Consider the following 20,570-nt stretch of genomic DNA (forward strand, 5'->3'; position numbering starts at 1 on the left):
ACGGAGAAGACCACGATCGTTCCTGCCGCACGAAAAGCCGGACCCCCGAAATCGAACGACCTAGGCGATCTATAACCGATTTGATATGTCCCGAGTTAAGTCACGCGTCGAGCATCACTAGTGCAGCGTCAAACATTTCAATGGTCAACCCCTACGGCCACACAGGTGAAATTGCGTCCACTTTCGGACGCATGTTCACAGCGTTCTCCTATTGCCCCGATAAAGATCAGGAAAGCCCGGAGAGGGCGTCCGGGCCGGAGGGTTGCGATACTTCGGCAGCCGAAGTATGGTCCGGGGCCATGACGAAACGGTCATCGACGATGAGCGAGGCGGTGTACCACATCCTCGCCGCGCTCCTGGAGAGCCCGCTGCACGGCTACGGGATCATCAAACGGGCAGGTGAGCTGTCCGGCGGACGGGTCCGGCTGGCGGTCGGCACGCTGTACGGCGCGCTCGACCGGATGGCGGGCGACGGGCTGGTCGCGGTGGACCGGGAGGAGACGGTCGCCGGACGGCCGCGCCGCTACTTCCGGATCACCGACGCGGGAAGGCAGGCGGTGGCCGAGGAGGCGCTGCGGATGGAACGGGCCGCCGCGCTCGTCCGGAAGCGGGCCGGATCCCCGGGACCGGCGGCCGTGCACCCCGGGACGGCCCCGGCATGAGCGGCGCGCTCGAACGACGCTACGAGCTGCTGCTGCGCTGCTATCCCGCCGCGTACCGGGCCGAGCACGGCGCCGAGATCGTCGGGACCCTCCTGGCGGCCGCCGAGCCCGGCCGCCGCGTACCGCCGCTCCGCGAGGCGGCCGCGCTCGTCCGCGAGGGCCTGACCGCGCGGGCGCGGCGGACGGTCGAGGGCCCGGTGCCCTGGTGGGCCGACGGCCTGCACCTGGGAGTGCTCGTCCTCGCCGTGGTCCACCTGGTCCACGCGTTCGCCGACATCGTCCTGCAGGGACGCTCCGCCTGGGCCTGGGTCGCCGCCTCGGTCGCGCTCGTGCTCGCGCTGCTGCGCGGCAAGGTCTGGCTCGCCCTCCCGCTGGCGCTCGCGGTGGCACTCACGGTGAGCCGGTCGATGCTGTTCGGGCCTGAGGCGACCAGCTCGCTGGGCCTGAACCAGGCGACGGTGCACCACAGCTGGGTGTCGCTGACCCCGTACTGGCTGATGGCGGCGGGCACCATGGCGCTGGCCGCGCGCCGCTCCCGCGACCTGCGCGTCCGCTCCTGGTGGTGGGTGGCCGTCCCGGCGGCGACGGTCGGCGCCGATGCGCTGCTCGGCATCGAGCTGTACTCCGGCCTCGGCTCATTGGGCCGCGCCGGCCTTGAGGGCGGGCTGCTACTGGCCGGGATCTGGCTCACGTGGGCCACGCGCAGCCCACGCTGGGCCCTGGCCGCGGCGCTCTACGTGCTGCCCGGCGAGTTGTCAACGCTGGTCAACCTGTCGTGGACGGGGGGAAGCACGGTCGTCGCGGCGTACTGGGCGGTGCTGGCCGGCCTGCTGCTCGCGATGGCGGCGACGGCCGTCAGGGGGCGCGCACACGGCGCCGGATCCGGCCAAGAGCGATAACGGAACGGGGCGGCGGGAGAGATCTCCCACCGCCCCGTTCGGCCGGTCCCGAAGCACTCCTTCTTCAGAGTCCGGCCTCTGCCCGGACGGCACGGCGCGTGGACCGTCCGGGAGCCCGGGAATCTTGAAGCCTGGAGTACCCGAACGCGGAAAGGAAAAGAGCCGCGCGATGAAAAAGCCGTCCATCGTTGCGTCGGTGATCGGCAATTACCGCGGCCCCGCGATTGACGGAAGCGGCCGCCGCCACCGCGGTCAACACGCTGGAGGCGGCCGGGACCGCTGCGCGGCGGCGCGGATGGCCGCGAAGAGCCGCGGCTTCCGCGGCGGCAAACACGGGGGTAACACCCGCACCGGAAGACTCCGCGGCCATGAGCCGACGATGCCCCCGGTGGGCCGAGCCGCCGCGCGAGCCGCGCGTGCTGTACGCGATCATCGCCGTGGGCTGCGCCCTGATCATGGTCTCGCCGCTGGTCGCGTTGATGCTGCATGATGAGCGCGTCGCGGCCCGTACCGTACCGATCCCCATGACGACTTCCCGGTCCCCTGTTCCGAGCACATCGCCGCCCGCGTCCGACGCGGAGCGGGACGCCAGGTTGTCCCGGGAGCTGGACCGCTACCTGGACGGCCGTCCGGGGCGGCTCTCGGTGGCGGTGCGCGATCCGGCCACCGGCCGGTCGTTCTCGTACGGCGGCCGGCACCGTCCCGCCACCGCCAGCATCGTCAAGGTCGCGATCGTCGCCGCGCTGCTGCTCAAGGCGCAGCGCGCGGACCGCGCGCCGACCGCGGCGGAGCGGGCCTGGGCCGACCGGGCGATCACGGTCAGCGACAACGACGCGGCCACCGCGTTGTGGCACGAGGTCGGCGGCGGTCCCGGGCTGGCCCGCGCCGCGAAAAGGCTCGGCATGCGCGACACCGAACCCGGCCCCGGGACGGCGTGGGGCGCGACCACGACCAGCGCCGCCGACCAGGTACGGCTGCTGGCGGCGCTGACCTCGTCGAGCAGCCCGCTCACCGCCGAGCACCGCCGCTACGTCCTGGGCCTGATGGAGGACGTCGTGCCCGAACAGGCGTGGGGCGTGAGCGCCGCCGGGAAGGGGGCCGCGCTCAAGAACGGCTGGCTGCCCCGCGCGGTCGACGGCGGCGCCTGGACGGTCAACTCGATCGGCCGCGTCCGCGCCGGCGGCCACGACTACCTGATCGCCGTGCTGTCCGATCGCAACGCCTCGATGGACGAGGGCGTCGAGGCGGTCGAGCACGTGACCCGGACCGTCACCCGCGCACTCTCCTCCCCGGGGCGGCAGGACGGCTGACCCTCACCGCTCCGCCTCGCTCCAGGACTCGAATCCGGCGTCGGAGAGGACGAGGTCGAAGGCCGCCTCCGCCGCGCCCACGAGCGGGCTCGCGGGGCCGAGCGCGGACGGCGCCAGGGGCGGCGGGTCGGCGCGGCGGAAGCGCATCAGCGCGGCGGTGTAGGCGGCGCGCAGTTCCTCCGGCGCCGTCTCGATCAGCTCGGTGGCCAGCCCGGACAGGCTCACCAGCTCGGGGTCGAGGGCGTTGACGAGCGCGCCGGCGCCGCGTCCCAGGGCGCGGGCCGCGGCACCGACGGCCGCGCGGGCATCCGGATCGGTGCGGGCGGCGGTGATGATCTGCTCCGCCGCGGTGCGCGGATCGCGCGGTTCGGGACGGCCGAGGGCGCGGGCCATGGCGCGCCCGTCCACGGCCAGGTCCCAGCAGCCGCGGGCGCCGCACGGGCACTCCAGTTCGGGGTCGCCGAACGGCATGTGCCCGAACTCGCCGCCGGCGCCGGTCGCGCCGTAGACGGGGCCGCCGTCCACGATGAGGACGCCGCCGACGCCGACCTCGACGGTCAGGTGCAGGCTGACCCGGGTGCCCGCGGCGGCGCCGCGGCGGGCCTCGGCGAGCCCGGCCATGGAGGCGTCGTTGCCGGCGAGCAGCGGCGTGCCGGGCGCGGGACGGAGCGGTTCGAGGTCGACGCCGTACCAGTTCAGGCCGGACGCCTGCACGATGGTGGTGCCGCGCATCGTGCCCGCCACCGCGACCGACACGGCTCTGATGCGGTGCCTGTGCCGCGCGTACGCGGCGGCGGTCCGCGCGCGGAGCACGTCGAGGACGGGGCCGGGCCGGGGGCCGGGGTGGCGGCCCGAATCCTGCTCGACGGTCCGGCCGCCGATCTCGACCGTCGCCGTCCGCCATCCCTCGTGCCCGATGCTCACCGCGCAGACCAGCGGCCCGCGCGGGTGGGCGGTGAGCGCGGGCGAGGGACGGCCGCGCCCGCCGGTCTGCGGCGGGGCGGTCTCGTCGATCAGACGCAGCGCCTTGAGCCGGGCCGTGATCTCGGTGGCCGAGCCGCTGCTGAGGCCCAGCGCGCGGGCCGCGTCCGCCCTGGTCGCCGCCGGGTGCGCGTGCGCGTGCCGCAGCAGGGCGAGGGCGCCCTGGCTGCGCAGGGTGCGGGCGCGGTGCGCGGCGGTCGTCTTCTGCATGGTGACAATCCTGGCCCGGCATTTTATCCTCGTTGAACGAGCATAACCTTCGCGAGGTGAGCGCATGGGGCCCGTCCGGCATCCGGTGACCAGGACTCCGGCCGTCCTCGGCCTGTACGCGGCCTTCGGCTGCCTCGGGTACCTCCTGGCGGGGCTCGGCGCGATCCTCCCCGAGCTGCGCGCCGAGCGTGATCTGCCGCGCGGCGAGGCGGCCCTGTACCCGTCCGCGTTCGCGCTCGGGCTGGTCGTCGTCGGCCTGCTGGGGCACCGCGCGGCCGCGCGGCTCGGCCGGCACGCCCTGCCCGCCGCGCTGTCCGCGCTGGTCGGCGGGGCCGCGATCCTGGCGCTCGGGGACGGCCGCCTCGGCACCGGCGCCGGCGCCCTGATCCTCGGGCTGGGCGGTGCGGGCCTGGTCCAGCTCGTCCCGGCGGCGCTGCGCGCGGACGGCGACGGCGGCGCGGTCGCGATCGGGGAGGCCAACGCGGTGTCGAGCGCCGCCTCGGTGCTCGCGCCGCTGCTGGTCGGCGCCGCCCTCGCCGCCGGTCTCGGCTGGCGGGCCGCGTTCGCCGGGGTGCCGCTGGCCGCCGCGGCGGTCCCGGTCGTGCTGTTGCTCCGGCGGGCCGCGGTCACCGCGACGGCGGCGCCGGCGGACCCGGGAGGGCGCGCTCCCCGGGCCTTCTGGAACCGGTGGGCCGACCTGGTCCTGGCCGTCGCCGTCGAGTTCTGCGTGCTGTTCTGGGCCGCCGACTTCCTGCACACCGTCAAAGGGCTGGAATCGGGGACGGCCACCACCGCGTCCGCCGCGTTCGTGCTCGGCATGGCCCTCGGACGATCGGCGGCGAGCCGGGCCGTGCGGCTCGGCGAGGAACGCCTGCTGATCGGCGCCCCGGCCGTGGCCGCCGCCGGGTTCGCGGTCTTCTGGACGGTCCCGCAGCCCGCCGTCGCGCTCGCCGGCCTGCTCGTGACCGGCCTGGGCGTGGCACTGCTGTACCCGCTGATCCTCGCGGCGGCGCTGGAGGAGTGGCCGGACCGTCCAGGACGGGCCGCCGCGCGCTGCGCGCTGGCCTCGGGCGTGGCGATCGGCACCGGACCACCGCTGCTCGGCGCGCTGGCCGACCTCGCCGGGCTGCGGGCCGCGTCGCTGCTGGCGCCGGTGCTGCTGCTGGTCCTACTGCTGCGCCGGGTCCTGTCAGCGCGCTGACATCGGGTCGCGGACCCGGTCCTCGGCTTCGGGATCCTCCAGTTCGCCGTAGCCGTCACGCACTGTGACAATGCTCTCCCACCTGGCCTAATCCACTCGCACGGCGCCACCCATTACGGCAGGGTTTACCCGGATCGGTACTGACGGGGGTACGGGCGGGAGGCGTCGACCGGTGCGGCACAGCTTCAACGTTGACCTGCGGGGGATCGTCGACCTGCTCGGACGGCACCTCTACCCGAGCCCGCGCGCCTACCTTCGCGAGCTGCTCCAGAACGCCGTGGACGCGCTCAGCGCGCACCGCCCCGCCGCCCCGCGGATCACGATCGAACCGCCCTCGGCCACCGGGGACGGCACGCTGCGCGTCCACGACAACGGGATCGGCCTCACCGAGGCGCAGGTGCACGAGCTGCTGGCCACGATCGGGCGCTCGTCCAAACGCGACGAGCTGGGCTTCTCCCGGCAGCAGTTCCTCGGCCAGTTCGGCATCGGGCTGCTGTCGTGCTTCCTGGTCGCCGACGAGGTCGAGGTGGTGACCAGGAGCGTCGCGGGCGGCGAGACCGTCCGGTGGGTCGGGCACTCGGGCGGGCATTACACGGTCGAAACGGCCGGTCCCCGGCCCGAACCGGGCACGACGGTCACGCTGCGCGCGCGGCACGGCTCCGAGCACTGGCTCTCCGACGACACCGTCCTGCACCTGGCCGGCCACTTCGGCTCGCTGCTGCCGTACCCGGTCGAGGTCGGCGACCGGCTCGTCACCGAGGGCCCGCCGCCCTGGCGGACCGAGCACGCCGACCCGCGCGCGCGGCGCGAGGAACTGCTGCGCTACGCCGAGACCGCGCTGGAGTTCCGCCCGTTCGACGTCATCGACCTGAACGTCCCGGCGGCCGGGCTGACCGGGGTGGCCTACGTCCTGCCCACGCCGCTGCCCGCGAGCGCCCGCGCCACCCACCGCGTCTACCTCAAGCGCATGCTCCTCGGCGAACGCGTCGAGCGGCTCCTGCCCGACTGGGCGTTCTTCGCCCGCTGCGTGGTGGACGCGACCGAACTGCGCCCCACCGCCGACCGGGAGCAGCTGTACGAGGACGACCTCCTGGCCGAGACCCGCGACGCGCTGGGCGAGCAGCTGCGCGCCTGGCTGGTACGGCTGTCCACCACCGCCCCGGCCCGGCTGAGCCGGTTCCTGGCCGTCCACCACCTGGGCGTCAAGGCGCTGGCCGTGCACGACACCGACATGCTGCGGCTGGTCGACCGGTGGCTGCCGGTCGAGACCGGCGACGGCGAGATGACGCTGGCGGAGTTCCGCCGCCGGCACGGCCGGATCCGCTACTCGGCCAGCGTGGACGAGTTCCGCCAGTTCGCCGGCGTCGCAACAGCGCAGGGCGTCGGCCTGGTCAACGCCGGCTACGCCTACGACGCCGAGATCCTCAACCGGCTGCCGCTGCTCGACCCGGACATCGCGGTGACCCGGCTGGACCCGGCCGAGCTGGCGACGCACATGGACCCGCTCGACCCGTCCGCCGAGACCGCCGTCCAGGGGTTCCTCGGCCACGCCCGCCGCGCGCTCGACCGGCTGGGCTGCGAACCGGTGCTGCGCGCGTTCGAGCCCGTCACGCTGCCCGCCCTGTACCTGGAGGGCCGCGCGGCCGCGCGCCACGCGGAACGGCACGCCGCCCTCGAATCGGCCGACGGCGCGTGGGCCGACATGCTCGACGGCCTGGACGAGGCCGAACCCGCGGGCCCGACCCGCCCGCAGCTGATCCTCAACCACAACAACCCTCTGGTCCGCCGGGTGACGACGTTGGCGGACCCGCTGCTGGCACGGCTCGTCGTGGAGGCCATGTACGGGCACGCGCTCATGCAGGGGCACCACCCGATGCGCCCGGCCGACACGGCGGCACTCAACCGCTCGTTCCTCGGCCTCGTCGAATGGGCCGTGCACAACGTGGAGGACGACTGATGGTCCACACCCCGGCGGAACTGTTGGAGATGCTCTCCGACGCGGAGGACATGCCGCAGGGCGAGGCGCAGGTGACCGCGGTCCGGGACGTGCTCCGGCACGCCGAGGCGGGCCGGCTGCTGGACATCGAGATCCAGGCCCGGCTGGTCCTGGTCGACGCGCTCATGGTCATCGCCCAGGACTCCGCCGACGTCAACGAGCTCATCACCGCGTTCACCCGCTGCGTCGGGCTTTACAGCGAGCATCCGGACCGGTTCGACGACGACCTGCTGGACGCGTTGTGGCGGCAGTTCACGGCGCTGGGGATCGCGCTGTCGCTGATGGTGGAGTACCCGCTGCGCCTGGTGCGGGGCGTGTTCGACGACATGGAGCGGCGCTGCCGGCCGGACCGCGACGACCTGACCACCGTCCTGTCGATCCGGCTGCTGCTGGCCGAGGTGACCGGCGACACCGAGATGGGCGACCGGGCACTGGCCGGGCTGCGGCACCGTGAGCCGCCCGGGTACGCCTGCCCGGCGTGCCTGGCGAACTACCAGGTCCGGTACCTGGCCGGTGTGGGACGCGACGCGGAGGCGATCGCGGCGGCGGGTCCGCTGGTGTCCGGGGAGATCCCGTGCGACACCGGCGCGCAGCCCGCCGACGCCCTGCACGTCCTGCAAACGTGCTACCTGCGCCTGGGCGAACTAGAAGAGGCACGCGACGCGCACCGGCTGGCCTACCGGGGGCTCGACCGGAACGAAGAGCCGGACGTGGCACAGCACCTGCGGTTCTGCGTGCTGTCGGGCAACCTCGAACGGGCACTGACGATCCTCAAGCGCCACCTCCCCCTCCTGGAGGGCACCCCGGGCTCCATGTACGAACTGGAGCTGTCGGCGTCGGCGGCCCTGGTGTGCCGCGCGCTGGTGGACGCCGGCCGCGGCGACGAGGTGCTGCACTGGCCCGCCAACCCCGACTTCCCCGACGACCAGGACGAGGAGTGGACCTTCCAGGGCCTGTACGAGGAGTTCTCCCAAGACACCGCCGCACTCGCGGCCAGATACGACGAGCGCAACGGCCACACCCACATAGGAGACCGCCTCCAAGCGATCATCCACGCCGAACCCATCGTGGACAGCCTCCCCCTGACCCCCCTGGCAGCCCGCCGCAAGGAGATCGCGGCAGCGGACGTCCCCGAACTCGCAGCCGCCAAGGAACCGTCGTTCGACACACGCGATGAGACCCTTGCACACGCCCGCCGCGGCGAGGACCTGCTGAACTCGGGCGACCCAGACCAGGCCATCCCGGAGTTCATCGAAGCCGCGGCCCAGTTCACCGCGCTGGGCGACACCCGGCTGGCCGCGTTCGCGCGCGTCGACCTGGCAACGGCCTACCTCACCGTAGGCCGTCCACTGGACGCGGCCGAGTGCGCGGAGGAGGCCCTGCCCGACATCCCCGCCGAGGACGACACCGAGCACTCCGGCCTCCAGGCCCGCTGGGTGCTGGCCAGCGCCTACCCCAAGCTGGGCCAGCATGACGACGCGCTGCGGATGCTCGACGAGATGGCGAACCGAACCGAGGAACCCGCGACACTGGCCCGCGCACGCAAGAAGGCAGCCGAGATCCTAGGCGAACTGGACCGCGACACAGAAGCGGCCGCGCGCTACACCGAGGCAGCCGCCCACTTCGCCACCTCCGAAGACGCCTTCGAGGAGGCGGTATGCCTGCGCCAGGCAGCACTGGCCCACAACTGGTCAGACAACCTGGACGAGGCCCTGGCCCTCGCCAAACGCTCCCACGAAGTCATCAAACAGCTCCCCGAAGACGAGGAGCGAAGCACCTGGGAGCTGGCCGTCCTGCATTACGACCGGGCCCGCATCCTCGCCACCCACGACCGCACGACCGAGGCCGCCACCGAAGCCTCACTCGCCGCCGAGACGTTCCGCCGAACCACCGACCGCGCCTTCGTCACCCGCGGCGACCTGATGGCCGCCCAACTCTGGTACGAGCTGAACAACCCGTCCGAAGCGGAAGCCGCCCTACACCGCGCCCTGTCCGAGCCAGCCCAGGACGAGGACCACCAAGCCGACCTGAACGACGCCCACGCCCTCCTCACCACAATCCACGAAGAGTGCGGTTCCTCCTGAGAGGTCATGCGCGAGTGACGGCTTCTCCCTCGATGAGGCTGAGGCCGCTGTGGAGAGCCTCCAGTTGCCACTTGTGCCGCGGCTGGGTGTGCAAGCGCCAATAGTGCTCGGCGATGTCGTCCGGATCGAAGGCGGTGCCCGGGGCGACGGGGCCGTCCACGGTGACGGAGGCCGCATGCACGCCCGAGGGCCCGTACTCCAGGTCCAGCAACCTCACCAGTGTCCGCACTCCTGCCTTGCCCAGCGACAGGCTCGCATACTGCGGTTTGGGCTCGGGCATCCCGCCCGTGATCAGGAAGGTGCCGCCGCCGCGCCGCGCCATCGCCGGCGCCACCAGCGCGGCGGTCGCCAGTGCTCCGACCACGTTGACGGCCCAGGCGTCCAGATGCGCGCGCACCGGCAGCTCACCGAGCGCGTCGGGCCGGACGACCGCGGCGTTGTACACCACGACGTCCGGCGGCCCGAGCTCGCCGGCCGCCGCATCGAGCGCGGCGCGCAGCGCGTCCTCATCAGCGCTGTCGGCCGTCAGCGGCACGGCCCGGACGCCCAGCGCGGCGACGTCCTCGGCCACCGCCCGCGCGGTCTCGCCCCTTCGAGCCAGCACGGCGACCGGCAGGCCCTCCCGTGCGAACCGGCGGGCGACCGACCGGCCGATCCCCGGCCCCGCTCCGATGACCACCGCTCCCGGCATGGAAATCCCCTTCCCCTGGATGATCGTCGCGGGTCGCGACGTTAGGACGTCACATCGTGTGAAGGTCAACCGCGCGAACGGAAGGGTGCGCATGAAGATCGGCGATCTGGCCGGCAAGACGGGAGTCAGCCGACGGCTGCTGCGCTACTACGAGGAACAAGGTCTGCTGCGGCCGGTCCGGCTGCCCAACGGCTACCGCGAGTACACCGAAGCGGACGTCGCCGCCGTGCGGCACATCCGCGCCCTGCTGGCCGCCGACCTGCCCACCGCCGTCATCGCTCAGGTGCTGCACTGCGTCCACGCCGACGGTGAGCGGCTGGTGCCCGCGCGCTGTCCAGGCATGATCGACCACCTGCGGCGGGAACGTGCCCGCGTCACCGACGCGATCACCCGGCTCCAGGCATCCCAGCAAACCCTGGACGCCTGGCTCGGCTCGCTGGACAGGCGTCCATAACACCAGATATCGCCGGCTGTCTGAGGTCGTCGATCCGGGTGTACAGCGCAGGATCGAATTCGGGGTCGATTCCGATGTTTCCGCACGCGGCCAGGGGCCGGGGGCTCAGCCGGTCAGGAAGTGCAGGCCGATCAGGGGACCAGGACGGCCCGGCCTCTGACGCCGCCGCGCCGCAGCTCCGCGAAGGCCGTGTCGGCGGCGTCCAGGGGGAAGGCCGTGGTCTCGGTGGCGATGTCGCCGCCCTGGGCGAGAGCGACGAGGCGGGCCAGCTCGTCGCGCGTGCCCCAGGAAGGGACGGAGACCCGGGTGTCCGGCGGGAGGGTTCCGGGCTTGCTGATCCGTACCTCTCCGCCGCCACTGCCGACGAGAACGAGGTCGGCGGCGGTGGAGAGCAGGCTCGCGGACATCTCGACGGTCGGCGGGGTGACCACGAAGTCCAGGACGGCGTCCGCCCCTCGGCCGCCGGACACCTTCCGGACGATCCTGTCCACGTCCGCTCCCGCGTCGGCGACGTGATGGGCGCCGCAGTCGGCCGCGAGCTCGCGAGCCTCCGGACGGACGTCCACGGCGACCACTGTGGCGGCGGTGAGCGCGCGCAGGATCTGGATCGCGAGATGGCCGAGCCCGCCCGCGCCCACGACGACGACGGTGTCGCCCTCGACCGGCGGCCGGCACGACGAGACGGCGTGCATCGACGTCAGCGCCGCATCGGTGAGCGGGGCGGCGGCGACGGGGTCGAGGGCGCCCGCGGGAACGAGCCGCCGCGCGTCGGTGACCAGCAGGTCCGCCATCCCGCCGTCGGTGCCGAGCCCGATCCCGAACGCCGTCGAAGGCCGCCGCACGCAGATGTTCTCGTCTCCGGCGGCGCACCGGCGGCACGAGCCGCAGCCGAGCGGGCCGTGGACCAGGACCCGTTCTCCGGGCGCCGGCCCGGAGACTCCCGGCCCCTGCGCCACCACCTCGGCGCACACCTCGTGGCCCAGTGTGTAGGGGAGGTCCCATGCCGCGCCGGCCAGTCCGTCGTGCACGTTGAGGTCGGAGTGGCAGACGCCGGCGGCGAGTACCCGCAGGAGCACCTCTCCCAGGCCGGGCTCGGGCTCGTCGATCTCAACGAGACGGGCATCGTGGGGGGCGTAAAGGCGGTAGGCACGCATGGGCGCCTCCTTTCGTTCGCCGGGTTGCCACGGCCAGCTTAGACAAACATACGAACCATTCCCATGATTTTCTCGACCCGAGGACGCAGCGGCTGACCCGCGGTGGTGTTCCAGTCAGGCGGCCGCGGCGGGGGTTCTGGGGGTGGGGACGGGCTCGGTGCGGGTGGCTCGGATGGTCATCGACATTCCGGCGGCGAACAGGCACAGGACGGCGGCGCCCCACCAGGCCATGGTGTACGAGCCCAGTTCGGTGCGGATCAGGCCGGCCACGGCCGCCGCCGCCGCGGCGCCGAGCTGGTGCGCGGCGAAGATCCAGCCGAAGACCAGCGTGCCCTGGACGGGGCCGAACACCTCGCGGGCCAGGGCGATCGTCGGCGGGACGGTCGCCACCCAGTCCAGCCCGTAGAAGATCACGAAGACCAGCATGCTGGGCCGCACCGAGTCGCCGAGCAGCACCGGCAGCGTCAGCAGTGACAGCCCGCGGAGCGCGTAGTACCAGGCCAGCAGCTTGCGGCTGTCGACCCGGTCGGTCAGCCAGCCGGAGGCGACGGTGCCGGCGATGTCGAAGATCCCGACCAGGGCGAGCAGGCTCGCGGCGGTCGTCTCGGGCATGCCGTGGTCGTGCGCGGCCGGGATGAAGTGGGTGCCGACCAGCCCGTTCGTGGACGCGCCGCAGATGAAGAAGCCCCCGGCCAGCAGCCAGAACGCCTTGCTGCGCACTCCCGTGCGCAGTGCCTCCAGCGCCATTCCGGCGGCGTTCCCCTTGGACGGCTGCTCCGGTTCCGGTTCGGTCGCCCCGTACGGCAGCAGGCCGACGTCGGCGGGACGTTCCCGCATCACCAGCAGGATCAGCGGCACCACGGCCAGCGCGGCGAGCGCGACCGACAGCGACGCCGACCGCCAGCCGTGCCGGTCGGACAGCCAGGCCAGCAGCGGCAGGAACACCAGCTGCCCGGTGGCGCCGCCCGCGGTCAGCACGCCCAGCACCAGGCCGCGGTGCCGGACGAACCAGCGGCCCACCACCGTCGCGGCGAACACCATCGCCATCGATCCGGTGCCCAGCCCGATCAGCACGCCCCAGCAGAGCACGAGCTGCCAGCCGGCGTTCATGAACACGGTGAGCCCGCTGCCCGCCGCCACCAGGGCCAGTGCCAGCGCGGTGACGCGGCGGACTCCGAAGCGTTCCATGAGCGCGGCGGCGAACGGGGCGGTCAGGCCGTACAGGACCAGGTTGACCGAGACGGCAATCGACGTCGTCACCCGCGACCAGCCGAACTCGTCCTGCAGCGGCACCATCAGCACGCCGGGCGCGGCGCGGAAGCCGGCCGCGCCGATCAGGGCGACGAACGCCACCGCGGCCACGATCCAGGCACGGTGCGGACGACGGAACACGGAACCTCCAGGAATGGGCGCGAACGCCCACTTTGCTCCATCGCGTATCGTCTGTGACAGTGGCCAAAATGCCAATCTTCCGGAGGATCCGGCCATGACCCATCGTGTCGCCGTACTGCTGGTGCCGCCGGTCGTGGCGTTCGACAGCGCGATCCCCGGCCTGGTGCTGGGCTGCGCCAAGACGGGCGGGCGGCCCCATTACGAGGTGCGCACCTGCACGCCGCGTCCCGGGCCGGTCGCCACCACCACCGATGTGGAGATCATGGTCCGCCACGGGCTGGAGATCCTCGACGAGGCCGACACGATCGTGGTGCCCGGCACGCACGGCTGGGAGGCGGCCGACCCGCGGGTGGCCGAGGCGCTGCGCGGGGCCGCCGCCGACGGGCGGCGACTGGTGTCGATCTGCACCGGGGCGTTCATGCTCGGCCTGGCCGGGGTCCTGGACGGCCGGCGCGCCACCACCTACTGGCGGTGGACCGACGAGTTCGCCCGCCGCTTCCCCTCTGTCGACCTCGATCCGCGCGTGCTGTTCGTCGACGACGGCCCGGTGCTCACCTCGGCAGGCCTGGCGGCGGGCATCGACCTGTGCCTGCACATCGTCCGGTCCGATTTCGGCGCGGCCGTCGCGAACGAGGTCGCCCGGCACGTCGTCATGGCTCCCGGGCGGCAGGGCGGGCAGGCCCAGTTCATCGCGGCTCCGCCGCCCGCCGGGGACGGCGCGCAGTCCCTGGCCGTCACCCGCGAGTGGGCGCTGCGCAACCTCGACCGGCCGCTGACCCTCACCGACCTGGCCGGGCACGCCCGGGTCAGCATCCGCACGCTGACCCGCAGGTTCGGCTTGGAGACGGGCATGGCCCCGCTCCAGTGGCTGCTGCACTCCAGGGTCGAGCGGGCCAAGGAGCTCCTGGAGTCGACCGCGCTCCCGGTCGCCGAGGTGGCGCGGCTCAGCGGCCTGGGCAGCGCCGACTCGCTGCGCGCCCATCTGGTCCGGCGGGCCGGGCTCACCCCGACCGCGTACCGCGCCGCGTTCTCCGAGCCCGCGCGTCCATAACACGCAGACCGCAAACACCGCGGAAACGCACCGTACCGGCGAAACAACCGAGCGCCTTTCCGGGTGCGGACGATTCGTCTTTCGTAAGCGCGGCCAGTACCGGCCGTAGCGGGGTTCTGATCACGATCCGGTGTCCGTCATCGGCAACACTGGAAGCGCAGACCGGAATCGATCCCCGCGAGGGTTTATCGCTCCGTTAATGGAATCGGGAGAGAACATGCCGACTTCCACCCCGGCGCCGGTGGGGTGGACCAACCCACCGCTCCCGGACGGCGCGGAGGTGTGGACCCCCTCGACCGGCGACGCTGTGATCATCGGCTCCGAGGTCAAGGCCAACGGCTACGTCTACTACCGGTGTACGGGTGCCGCGGAGCCCATCAGCGGGATGACGGTGTACCGGAGGCGTGCCGTCGTCCCCGCCCCGCCCGCCGACCCGGCGCCGCCGTCGCGGTCCGCGGCCACGGGCGCCGGTCCCGTCGGCCCGGACGGCCGCGAGCCCCGGCACGCCGTGCACCCCGACGCGTCCGCGCCCGACCCGCTCCAGCAGGAGGAGAAGCGCACGCCCGCGTTCCTGCGTCGGCAGCGGGAGCGGGCCCGCGAGCGGGTCTTCGGCATGGACCTGTCCAACCGGCCCACCGTCACGCCGCCGCTGTTCTCCCGCGACCACCGCTTCAAAGACCTGGCCCGCCTGATCGTGAACGGCTACGGCGTCACTGACGACGGCCTGAGCTTCCAGGTCACCGTGCTGTCGGACCTCACGCACGTCGCGGTGCCGCACGACCTGATCCCGGTGACGCTGGAGGCCCCGGGCGGCCGCGGCCTGGACACGGTCATCATCCTGACGCCGCCGCCCGACCAGAACGTGTGCACCTTCTCGGCGTCCTACACCTGGAACCAGCTGGCCAAGCTGCTCGGCCTGGAACGGCCCGAGGGCGTGCCCGTCCGGGCGGCCGTCGTGGAAGCGCTTCCGCAGGCGGGGATCAGGGCCGAGTGGTGGGACGCCAAGACCGGCCCGAACGCCCCCGCCTACTTCAGCGGCGGCATCGAGCAGAAAAACGGATCGGGCCGTATCGACCTGCGCCCGGTGACCGCCGACGATCTGAAGGCGTCGGAGCGGCGCGCCAAGACGGCGTGGGCGGTGGGCGAGCCGCTGCGCGCCAGCCGTCCGGTCTACCGCGCGTTCGGCGACCTGCTCCGGCCGGGCATGGAGATGGCCACGGCGCTGGAGGCCGAGTCGGAGTTCTTCATCTCCGGCGAGCAGCACGTCTCGGTGGTGGCCAAGCTGCGGGCGCTGTACTCCAGGCCGGAGGAGCTGAAGTCGCTAGGCGTCGAGCTGATGTCGGCCGAGGACGTCCGGCGGTGCACCGACACCTATTACGACATCCCGGAGCTGGCGCTGCTGCGCCGCGCGATCGTGCTGCGGCGCCGCCGGATCAGCTCGGCCGAGGCGGGCGATTTCCTGCTGGCCGTCAAGGGCCGCACGGTGGCCCGGGACGGGGAGCCGGGCGAGCGGATCCGGCTGGCCTCGCAGGTGCATCTGGCCGAGCCCGTCGTCCCGGCGCGGCTGCGGGAGTTCCTCGCCGACGGCGGGGTCGACAACGCCTTCGCCCGGATCCTGGCCGACGGTCTGGGGAACCGGCCCGACCTGGCCGAACCCCGGGGCTGGGAGGGGCTGGCGCCGCGGCTGGTCGTCACCGCGCAGCGGGTGCGGTACTCCTTCGAGCTGGCGCACTCGACGACGGTGGACCTCAGCGCCGACACCGCGACCGGCACCGATCCGCTGACCGGACGTTCCCGGACGGTGCACACCGTCGAGTTCGGGATCTCCCACGCGGGCATGTTCACCGATCACGGCACGAGCGCCGAGCCGCCGCCGCTCGCCGCCGGGTCCGGGACGGCGAACGGCACCGGCGGGGCCGCGGGCCGCGTCCTGGTGACGCGGCCGTACCACGTGCCGACCGACCTCGACGCCCCGGAGCTGTTCGCCAAGCGCGACTACCTCCAGTACCGGGATCTGCGCGATCGGATGATGCACCACCTGTTCGGTTACGCGGCCAAGGACCTCGCGCTCGGCGGCACCAAGTCCCACACGCTGGCGCGTCTCCTCGACCTCGTCTGAAGGGCGGCTGACCGAAAGCTCCAGACAAACCGGACGTTCGCCTAGTGTTCGGTCAAGTGGTACCGGGGGGCGACGCGCGCGTCGGACGCCGTCCGCACTCTCTGTGGTGTGAAGGTCACCATCGTGACCGAGTCGTTCCTCCCCCGGGTCAACGGGGTCACGAATTCGGTCTGCCGCATCACCGAACAGCTCGCGGCGCGCGGGCACGAGGTCCTCGTGGTCGCCCCGGCGCCCGGCCGCGAACACTACGCCGGGCAGGCCGTGCGAACGGTCCCCGCGCTCACCCTCCCCTGCTACCGGTCGTTCGCCCTCGGCGTCCCGACCGCACGGATGCGCGCCACCGTGCGCGAGTTCGACCCCGACATCGTCCACCTGGCCTCCCCCATCGTGCTCGGCGCGGGCGGGCTGGCCGCCGCCCGGGAGCTGGACGTGCCCGCGGTCGCGGTGTTCCAGACCGACGTCGCCGCGTTCGTGCGGCGGTACGGCCTGGGCGCCATCTCGCCGGCCGTCTGGCACTGGCTGCGCCGCCTGCACGCGCGGGCCGATCTGACGCTCGTCCCGTCCACCCCGGTCATGGACGAGCTGGAGCGGCGCGGCGTGCCGCGGCTCGCGCTCTGGCCGCGGGGCGTGGACCAGGAGCGCTTCCATCCGCGGCACCGGTCCGACGACCTGCGCGCGCGGCTGGCCCCGAACGGCGAGACGCTGATCGGGTACGTGGGCCGGCTCGCCGCCGAGAAGCGCCCCCGGATGCTGGCCGACCTGGCGGGCCTCCCGGGCACCCGGCTGGTCGTCGTCGGCGACGGACCCGAGCTGGACCGGCTGCGCAGGCTCCTGCCCGACGCCGCGTTCACCGGGTTCCGCACCGGACGGGAACTGTCGGAGCTGGTGGCGTCGCTGGACGTGTTCGTGCACACGGGCGCCGACGAGACGTTCTGCCAGGCCGTCCAGGAGGCGCTGGCCGCGGGGGTGCCGGTGGTGGCGCCCGCCGCGGGCGGCCCGCTCGACCTCGTCAGGCCGGGCCACAACGGCCTGCTGTTCGCTCCCGACGACGCCACCGACCTGCGCGCGGCGGTCGGAGCCCTGGTCGCGGACCCGCTGGCCAGGCGGCTGATGAGCCTGAACGCGGCGCGTTCGGTACGGGGCCGCGGCTGGGACATGATCTGCGACCGGCTGCTCGCCCACTACTCGGGCGTCCTCGGCGGCGCCACGGCCAGCGAGGCGGCATGACCGAGCGAAGCGAGGGCATGAGCGCCGGCTCTTGCCGGGGGCCTGGGGGGTCGTCCCCCCCACAGAAGCAGAGCATGAGCTTTCCGTTCGTGGTCTCGGTGCATGATGTGGCGCCCGCTACCTGGGACGCCTCCGCGGACTGGGTGGGGGAGCTGGACCGGCGGGGGGTCCCGTGCACGCTGCTGGTCATCCCCGGGCCGTACAAGGACGGGCCTGCGGCCGGTGAGGACGCGGGGCTGGTCGGGTGGCTGCGCGAGGCCGGTGGGCGGGGGCACGAGCTTTCGCTGCACGGCTTCCACCACGCGCGGGTGCCGGGCGGCGCGGTCTGGCGGCGGGCGGTGAACCAGGTGATGGCACGCGGCGCGGGCGAGTTCTGCGCGTTGCCCGAGCCGCAGGCGCGGCGGCTGCTGCGCGCCGGGCGGGACGCGCTGGACGCGGCCGGCATCGAGGTCGTCGGTTTCACCCCGCCGGGCTGGCTCGCCTCCCCCGGCACCCGGCGTGCACTGGCCGACCTGGGTTTCGCGTACTGGACGAGCCACCTGGCGCTGCACGACCTCACCGGGGGACGTTCCCGGCGGATGCCCGCGCTGTCGCACCGGCCGGGCGGCGCGGGCGAGCGTGCGGGCGCCCGGCTGATGGTCGCCGCGGCGCGGACGCTGGCCCGCTCGCGCAGGCCGTTCCGGATCGCGCTTCATCCGGCCGACCTGGAGCGGCCCGGGTTGCGGGAGGCCGCGCTCGACGCGGTCGACCTCGCGCTCGCCGCGAACGGGCGGCCGCTCACCTACCGGGCGATGGTGGGCGCGTGAGGATCGTCCAGCTCGCCAATCTCTACAGCCCCGTCTCCGGTGGCCTGCGCACGGCGGTGGACATGCTCGGCCGCGGGTACACGGCGGCCGGGCATGAGCGCGCGCTGGTCGTCCCCGGGCGGGAGCACGGCCGGCATCGCACCGCGAACGGCACCGTCGTGACGGTGCCGGGGCCGTCGGTGGCGCCCGGCTACCGGCTGGTCCTGGACCCGCGTCCGGTGCTGCGCGCGCTCGCCCGGCTGCGGCCGGACGTGATCGAGGTGTCGGACAAGGCGACGCTGACCGTGGCCGCGCGGTGGGCGCGCCGGCACGGCGTGCGTTCGGTGCTGCTGTCGCACGAGCGGCTGGACGCGATCCTGGCGCCGCGCGTCCCGGACGGGTTCCCGCTGCGGCGTCTCACCGACCGCTGGAACGGCGGGCTGGCGCGGGCGTTCGACGCGATCGTGGCGACGTCGGCGTTCGCCGCGGCCGAGTTCGACCGGCTGGGCGCTCCCGCGCTGCATCTGGTCCCGCTCGGCGTGGACCTGGACACGTTCCGGCCGGAGGCGGCGCGCGCGCCCGAACGCGGCAAGGTGCGGCTGATGCATCTCGGGCGGCTGTCGAAGGAGAAGTGGCCCGGGCTGGCCGTCGCGACCGCGATCGAGTTGCACCGCCGGGGCGTGCCGGTCGTCCTCGACCTGGTCGGCGAGGGCCCCGAGGCGTGCCGGCTGCGTGCGGCCGCCGCGCGGGCCGGGTTGCGGGCGCGGTTCCACGGTCACGTGCCCGACCGCGCCGACGTCGCCCGGCTGCTCGCGGACGCCGACGTCGCGCTGGCCACCTGCCCGGTCGAGTCCTTCGGGCTGGCGGCGCTGGAGGCGCTGGCCTGCGGGACGCCGGTGGTCGCGGCCGACCGCGGCGCGGCGCCGGAACTGCTGGTCCCGGGCGCGGGGGTGGCGGCGCCGCCGGTGCCGTCGCGGTTCGCCGACGGCGTCCAGGAGGTGCTGGCCTGGTCGCGCGAACGGCGCCGCGCCACGGCCCGGGCCCGCGCCGAAGGGTTCCCGTGGGACGCGACCGTCGCGGGCATGCTCGACGTCCTGGCCGGTTGCGTCAGCGAGAATCGGCTCCGTACAGGGCGATGAGGCCCTGGTAGTCGCCCCGTCCCAGGGTGGCGGCGCGGTCGTCGCAGGTGCGGACGTACGGGCTCATGCTGAGGTTCTGGTGCCGGGCCCCCTCGTAGTGCTGGAGCCCGAGGACGTGCAGCATCTCGTGGGTGATGACGGAGACGGCCTCGTACCGTCCGGCCGGGCAGCCGGGGACGGGCTGGGCGCTGCCGCGGCGCTGTGAGCGGGGCGTCCACCACCGCTTGCCGTTGGTCTGGATCGCGATGTCGCCCTCCAGGATGGTGCCGCCCACGTGCCAGGTGCAGGTCACCGCGAGCGCGTCGGCGTCGACGGTCGAGAGCGTGGCATAGCCGAAGGAGTTGACGCCGTCGCGGTCCCGGCAGTCGCCGGGGCCGCCGATGTTCGGGTAGGCGCGGGTGGTGCCGGCGTACCGCTGCCCGATGTCGGGCTTCGGACGGTAGGTCGTCGAGCCGCGCACGCAGTCGGTGCGGGCGTTCACCGCGCCGGAGACGCCGCGCCGGACGGCGGTCGCGGCAAGCGCGGGCCGCATCCCGCTGTGCGCGGCGCTGCCCTGGTAGTAGTGCCAGTCGATCCGCGATCCGCGCGGCCATCGGACCGTGGCGAGCCTGCGGGCGGTGTCGGAGCAGGCGCGCAGGGGTGCGGCGGCCGGGTGCGGGCGGGCTTCGGGCGGGCGTTCGACGATGGTGGCCGTCCGGGCTTTCCCGTCCACCCGGATCTCCAGTTCCGCGGTGCCCTCGGGGCGCAGCGTCCGCGCGGTGACCGAGGTGCCGTCGGCGGGCACGGTCGCGGCCGCCCCGCTCACGCCCCTGATCACTCTTCCGCGCACGTCGCACCGGTCGAGTTCCACCACCTGGGGCAGTGCGCCCGCCTCCAGGGGACGGCACCGGTCCGCGACGGCGGGGCCCGCCAGGGCGGGCGGTGCCGGGGCGGCGCAACCGGCGGCCGCCATCGCGACGGCCAGCGACCGCATCCGAAGCATGTGTGAAAGCACATCGCATTCCTGAGCGCGCGGCTCACGAGATAAAACCATCGATGCCCAAAATCCGCCCCACAAGGGCCGCCGAAATATGCACAATTCGGCGGCGATAACGGGAAATCCACTGATCATTCGCAGTCGGCGGCACGATCGTCCTCAAAAGCGTGTCGGCCTTTGTTAAAGCCCTGGGACGTCCTGGTGGCGTCCTGGCGATCAACGGGTAGACGCCGGACAGA

The 20,570-nt window shown here is 73.6% G+C and carries 17 protein-coding genes; 12 read left to right on the forward strand and 5 right to left on the reverse strand.

Annotated elements, in window-relative coordinates; translation table 11 throughout:
- Positions 1-299 precede the first annotated feature (299 nt).
- The 3 genes from ABD340_RS28510 to ABD340_RS28520 all read left to right on the forward strand — a co-directional run bounded on the left by ABD340_RS28510 (position 300) and on the right by ABD340_RS28520 (position 2,871).
- Complete coding sequence (locus tag ABD340_RS28510; RefSeq protein WP_344593033.1) at positions 300-662, forward strand: PadR family transcriptional regulator; 363 nt, start codon at positions 300-302, stop codon at positions 660-662.
- Complete coding sequence (locus ABD340_RS28515) at positions 659-1,561, forward strand: hypothetical protein (protein WP_344593035.1); 903 nt, start codon at positions 659-661, stop codon at positions 1,559-1,561. The genes ABD340_RS28510 and ABD340_RS28515 overlap by 4 nt, the downstream gene beginning before the upstream one ends.
- Positions 1,562-1,929: 368 nt before the next feature.
- Positions 1,930-2,871 (forward strand): serine hydrolase, encoded by a 942-nt coding sequence (locus tag ABD340_RS28520; RefSeq protein ID WP_344593037.1) that lies wholly within the window; start codon positions 1,930-1,932, stop codon positions 2,869-2,871.
- 3 nt (positions 2,872-2,874) lie between these two features.
- Here the strand turns inward: ABD340_RS28520 and ABD340_RS28525 are convergent, their stop codons facing one another.
- Positions 2,875-4,062: an ROK family protein gene (locus ABD340_RS28525; protein WP_344593038.1), complete on the reverse strand. Its 1,188-nt coding sequence runs from the start codon at positions 4,060-4,062 to the stop codon at positions 2,875-2,877.
- 64 nt (positions 4,063-4,126) lie between these two features.
- Between ABD340_RS28525 and ABD340_RS28530 the strand changes: the two genes are divergently transcribed.
- From ABD340_RS28530 to ABD340_RS28540, 3 genes are all read left to right on the forward strand, one after another.
- A complete protein-coding gene (locus tag ABD340_RS28530; RefSeq protein ID WP_344593040.1) occupies positions 4,127-5,263 on the forward strand; it encodes an MFS transporter in 1,137 nt (378 codons plus the stop codon).
- Positions 5,264-5,435: 172 nt separating this feature from the next.
- A complete protein-coding gene (locus ABD340_RS28535; RefSeq protein WP_344593042.1) occupies positions 5,436-7,220 on the forward strand; it encodes an HSP90 family protein in 1,785 nt (594 codons plus the stop codon).
- Positions 7,220-9,343 (forward strand): tetratricopeptide repeat protein, encoded by a 2,124-nt coding sequence (locus tag ABD340_RS28540; RefSeq protein ID WP_344593043.1) that lies wholly within the window; start codon positions 7,220-7,222, stop codon positions 9,341-9,343. Before ABD340_RS28535 ends, ABD340_RS28540 begins: the two co-directional genes overlap by 1 nt.
- Positions 9,344-9,347: 4 nt before the next feature.
- On the opposite strand, the gene ABD340_RS28545 is transcribed toward ABD340_RS28540, so the two are convergent.
- Complete coding sequence (locus tag ABD340_RS28545) at positions 9,348-10,034, reverse strand: SDR family NAD(P)-dependent oxidoreductase (RefSeq protein WP_344593044.1); 687 nt, start codon at positions 10,032-10,034, stop codon at positions 9,348-9,350.
- 91 nt (positions 10,035-10,125) lie between these two features.
- Between ABD340_RS28545 and ABD340_RS28550 the strand changes: the two genes are divergently transcribed.
- The gene (locus ABD340_RS28550) at positions 10,126-10,488 is read left to right on the forward strand and encodes a MerR family transcriptional regulator (protein ID WP_344593046.1); all 363 of its coding nucleotides are present in this window, start codon (positions 10,126-10,128) and stop codon (positions 10,486-10,488) included.
- 131 nt (positions 10,489-10,619) lie between these two features.
- Here the strand turns inward: ABD340_RS28550 and ABD340_RS28555 are convergent, their stop codons facing one another.
- On the reverse strand, positions 10,620-11,642 hold the full coding sequence (locus ABD340_RS28555) for an alcohol dehydrogenase catalytic domain-containing protein (protein ID WP_344593047.1): 1,023 nt from the start codon (positions 11,640-11,642) through the stop codon (positions 10,620-10,622).
- Between the two features lie 114 nt (positions 11,643-11,756).
- Positions 11,757-13,034: an MFS transporter gene (locus tag ABD340_RS28560; protein WP_344593049.1), complete on the reverse strand. Its 1,278-nt coding sequence runs from the start codon at positions 13,032-13,034 to the stop codon at positions 11,757-11,759.
- A gap of 94 nt (positions 13,035-13,128) precedes the next feature.
- Here ABD340_RS28560 and ABD340_RS28565 point away from each other — a divergent pair, with 94 nt between their 5' ends.
- From ABD340_RS28565 to ABD340_RS28585, 5 genes are all read left to right on the forward strand, one after another.
- Positions 13,129-14,085, forward strand: coding sequence for a GlxA family transcriptional regulator (locus ABD340_RS28565; RefSeq protein WP_344593051.1), 957 nt, complete (start codon positions 13,129-13,131; stop codon positions 14,083-14,085).
- Between the two features lie 217 nt (positions 14,086-14,302).
- Positions 14,303-16,204, forward strand: coding sequence for a hypothetical protein (locus tag ABD340_RS28570; RefSeq protein ID WP_344593052.1), 1,902 nt, complete (start codon positions 14,303-14,305; stop codon positions 16,202-16,204).
- Between the two features lie 108 nt (positions 16,205-16,312).
- Complete coding sequence (locus ABD340_RS28575) at positions 16,313-17,431, forward strand: glycosyltransferase family 4 protein (protein ID WP_344593053.1); 1,119 nt, start codon at positions 16,313-16,315, stop codon at positions 17,429-17,431.
- A gap of 74 nt (positions 17,432-17,505) precedes the next feature.
- The gene (locus tag ABD340_RS28580) at positions 17,506-18,237 is read left to right on the forward strand and encodes a DUF2334 domain-containing protein (protein WP_344593055.1); all 732 of its coding nucleotides are present in this window, start codon (positions 17,506-17,508) and stop codon (positions 18,235-18,237) included.
- Positions 18,234-19,355, forward strand: a complete 1,122-nt coding sequence (locus ABD340_RS28585) for a glycosyltransferase (RefSeq protein ID WP_344593057.1) — start codon at positions 18,234-18,236, stop codon at positions 19,353-19,355. The genes ABD340_RS28580 and ABD340_RS28585 overlap by 4 nt, the downstream gene beginning before the upstream one ends.
- Here ABD340_RS28585 and ABD340_RS28590 read toward each other — a convergent pair.
- Positions 19,324-20,337, reverse strand: coding sequence for a matrixin family metalloprotease (locus ABD340_RS28590; RefSeq protein ID WP_344593058.1), 1,014 nt, complete (start codon positions 20,335-20,337; stop codon positions 19,324-19,326). The two genes, ABD340_RS28585 and ABD340_RS28590, sit on opposite strands and share 32 nt — an antisense overlap.
- Positions 20,338-20,570 lie beyond the last annotated feature (233 nt).

Source organism: Actinomadura vinacea (assembly GCF_039532545.1).
GTDB classification, from domain to species: Bacteria; Actinomycetota; Actinomycetes; order Streptosporangiales; family Streptosporangiaceae; genus Spirillospora; species Spirillospora vinacea.

Coding starts and splice junctions, on each gene's coding strand:
- ABD340_RS28545 (WP_344593044.1), bottom strand. CDS start 10,034: ATGCCGGGAGCGGTGGTCATCGGAGCGGGGCCGGGGATCGGCCGGTCG.
- ABD340_RS28510 (WP_344593033.1), top strand. CDS start 300: ATGACGAAACGGTCATCGACGATGAGCGAGGCGGTGTACCACATCCTC.
- ABD340_RS28580 (WP_344593055.1), top strand. CDS start 17,506: ATGAGCTTTCCGTTCGTGGTCTCGGTGCATGATGTGGCGCCCGCTACC.
- ABD340_RS28565 (WP_344593051.1), top strand. CDS start 13,129: ATGACCCATCGTGTCGCCGTACTGCTGGTGCCGCCGGTCGTGGCGTTC.
- ABD340_RS28520 (WP_344593037.1), top strand. CDS start 1,930: ATGAGCCGACGATGCCCCCGGTGGGCCGAGCCGCCGCGCGAGCCGCGC.
- ABD340_RS28590 (WP_344593058.1), bottom strand. CDS start 20,337: ATGCTTCGGATGCGGTCGCTGGCCGTCGCGATGGCGGCCGCCGGTTGC.
- ABD340_RS28570 (WP_344593052.1), top strand. CDS start 14,303: ATGCCGACTTCCACCCCGGCGCCGGTGGGGTGGACCAACCCACCGCTC.
- ABD340_RS28525 (WP_344593038.1), bottom strand. CDS start 4,062: ATGCAGAAGACGACCGCCGCGCACCGCGCCCGCACCCTGCGCAGCCAG.
- ABD340_RS28550 (WP_344593046.1), top strand. CDS start 10,126: ATGAAGATCGGCGATCTGGCCGGCAAGACGGGAGTCAGCCGACGGCTG.
- ABD340_RS28530 (WP_344593040.1), top strand. CDS start 4,127: ATGGGGCCCGTCCGGCATCCGGTGACCAGGACTCCGGCCGTCCTCGGC.
- ABD340_RS28555 (WP_344593047.1), bottom strand. CDS start 11,642: ATGCGTGCCTACCGCCTTTACGCCCCCCACGATGCCCGTCTCGTTGAG.
- ABD340_RS28540 (WP_344593043.1), top strand. CDS start 7,220: ATGGTCCACACCCCGGCGGAACTGTTGGAGATGCTCTCCGACGCGGAG.
- ABD340_RS28515 (WP_344593035.1), top strand. CDS start 659: ATGAGCGGCGCGCTCGAACGACGCTACGAGCTGCTGCTGCGCTGCTAT.